A 2531-nucleotide genomic window follows, 5' to 3' on the forward strand; every position below is an offset into this window, starting at 1 on the left:
ACCTTGGTGCCGACGCCGGTCCTGGTGAAGAAGGCCGGGATGCCCGCGCCCCCGGCGCGGATGCGCTCGGCCAGCGTGCCCTGCGGGTTGAACTCGATCTCCAACTCGCCCCCGAGATACTGCCGGGCGAATTCCTTGTTCTCGCCGACGTAGGACGAGATCATCCTGGCGACCTGCCGGGTCTCCAGCAACTTGCCGAGGCCCACCCCGTCGATGCCGGCGTTGTTCGAGACGATGGTGAGGCCCTTGACGCCCGAGGCGCGCACCGCCTCGATCAGCGCGTCCGGGATGCCGCAGAGGCCGAAGCCCCCGCACATCAGCATCATCCCGTCGCGCAGCAACCCGGCGAGCGCCGCGGTGGGATCGGCATAGACCTTCTTCATCGAACCCTGTCCTCGATCCCGTCCTCGTCGATCGGCGCCGCGGCCGACGTGATGCGGTGCAACAGGAAATCACAGCTCATCGCCCGCGCAAAGCGTCGCGGGCAGACAAAGCGCATGGAAGGGGCTATGGGAATCGCCCGACCGGACCGGATGTTTACGGCAGGGGCGGCCTGAAACATCCTGGATCGATCCGGTCACGCTCCGTCCTCCTGCCCGGAATGCGATGTCGCCGCGCCGCCTGATCCTCGCCCTCGGCCTCGGCACCCTGACGCTTGCCGGAATCGGCGGGGCCCTGCGGCCCTGGTCCGTCGAGACCGGCCGTGCGGCCGCCTTCGTCGGCGGCGCGCTCGAGCCCTACGGTCTCGCCCTCACCGCCGACGGTCCGGCGGAGGTGACGCTGCTGCCGAGCCCCCACCTCAGCTTCACGCGCACCCGGCTCGCCTCCGGCGAGCGCGACGGGCCGGTCCTGATCGAGGGCGGCCGGCTGACCATCGTCTTCAGCCCCCTCGCGCTCCTGTCCGGCCAAGCCGAGATCGGCAGCGTTGCCCTCGACGGGGCGCGAATCGCCGCGGCAGGCGACCCGCGCTGGGCCGCGCCGCTGGCCCGCCTGTCCGAGCGCCTGCGGCAGGGCGGCGGCGGGCATCCGCACCGGATCGGCCTCAGCAACGCGACGATCGCCGGCATCGGAGACGACGGGGACGCGCGCGACGTCGCCATCGACGTCGCCTGGCCGGCCTGGAGTTCCACCCTGGACGGGAGCGCGAGCCTGACCTGGCGCGGCGCCCGCACCAGCCTGACCTTCGCCGGTCTCCGGCCGAACGACTTCGCCGCGGGCGCACGCACGCCGTTCTCGGCCACCCTGGCCTGGCCGGAGGGCAGCATCGGTGCCGAGGGCAGCGCCGGCCTCGCGGAGGACCGGCTCCGGCTCGCCGGCCGCGCCCGCCTGGAGACGCGCTCCCTGCCAGCCACCCTGGCCTGGATCGGACGGGACGCCCCGCTCCTGCCCCTGAGCGGCGCCTTCGCGCTGGACGGCCGCTTCGAGAGCGACGGCAGGTCCGCGACCTGGCAGAGCCTGCGCGTCACCGTGGGTGGCAACGTGCTGGAGGGGGCGGGCTCCCTCAGCCTCGCCGGACCCCGCGCCTCGATCCAGGCGACGCTCGCCGCCGAGAGCCTGAACCTCGCCCCCGTGCTCGGCGCCCTCGTGCGGATGTTCGATCCGGATACCGGCGCCAGGTCCGCCTCGGTCGCCCTCGCCCCCCTGACCGGCGGCGACCTCGACCTGCGGCTCTCGGCCGCGGCGGCGCGCGCCGGGCCGGTCCTGGTGCAGGACCTGGCCGCCAGCGTGCTCGTGCGCGACGGGTCCGTCGAGGTGGCGCTCAACCGGGCGAGCCTCCAGGGCGGCACCCTGAAGGGCCGCGTCGCCCTGCAGACGTCCGCGGACGACCCGGCCGAGACGGAGGTGCGGGCGCAGGGCGCCCTCGACCGGGTCGACCTCGGCGCCCTGCTGAGCGACCTCGGCGAGTCGCGCTGGCTCCTCGGGCCGACGCAGGGGCAGTTCGCCCTCGAGAGCGGCGGGCGCGACGCGGCGGGCGGCGCCGCCCGCGTCGGCGGGCGCGCCGTGCTCGCCATGGAGAACGGCACGATCGCGGGGCTCGACCTCGCCGACGTGGTCCATCGCAACGGCGCGGTCGCCCCCGGCGCGCTCGCCCGCCGCAACGGCCGCACCGCCTTCGAGCGGGCCGCCGTGACGTTGCGCTTCGGCGACGGCGTCGGCGAGATCGACGAGGGCTTCCTGAAGGCCCCGAACCTGACCGCCACGCTGCGCGGCCGGATGTCCCTGCCGGGCCGCCGCCTCGATGCGCGGGCCGTGCTCAACCTGCGCGAGCCGGGACGCAGCAACGCGTTCGAGATCGCGGGCCCCTGGGACGCCGTGACGGTGCGGGCCGCCGTGCAGGGCGGGATCGGCCCGGACGCCGCGCAGCGCGGCGGGGAGGCGGTCGTTCCCGGTCCCCTGCAACTGCCGGCCTCGCTCAGCCTGCCGGGCGGGGCGCGGGCCTTCGCGCCCTGAGCGGCGCATCCTGCGAGCCGAGGGCCGGAGGCTACCGATCCTGCGCGCGAGGAAGAAGCCGGCGCGCAGGATCGGTAGCC

At 75.1% G+C, this 2531-nt stretch carries 3 protein-coding genes; 1 reads left to right on the forward strand and 2 read right to left on the reverse strand.

What is annotated here, in order from left to right:
- Positions 1-383: CoA transferase subunit A (locus COGEMETH_RS24770; RefSeq protein ID WP_283950086.1), on the reverse strand; the 383-nt coding region annotated here is incomplete at its 3' end.
- Positions 380-562 carry a hypothetical protein gene (locus COGEMETH_RS24775; RefSeq protein ID WP_238185325.1) on the reverse strand — a complete coding sequence of 61 codons (183 nt, stop codon included), beginning with the start codon at positions 560-562 and terminating at the stop codon, positions 380-382. The genes COGEMETH_RS24770 and COGEMETH_RS24775, both read right to left, overlap by 4 nt.
- Positions 563-606: 44 nt before the next feature.
- Here COGEMETH_RS24775 and COGEMETH_RS24780 point away from each other — a divergent pair, with 44 nt between their 5' ends.
- Positions 607-2451, forward strand: a complete 1845-nt coding sequence (locus COGEMETH_RS24780) for an AsmA family protein (RefSeq protein ID WP_238185326.1) — start codon at positions 607-609, stop codon at positions 2449-2451.
- The last annotated feature ends 80 nt before the right edge of the window (positions 2452-2531 follow it).

The sequence above is a fragment of the Methylobacterium trifolii genome (assembly GCF_022179685.1).
Taxonomy (GTDB): domain Bacteria; phylum Pseudomonadota; class Alphaproteobacteria; order Rhizobiales; family Beijerinckiaceae; genus Methylobacterium; species Methylobacterium trifolii.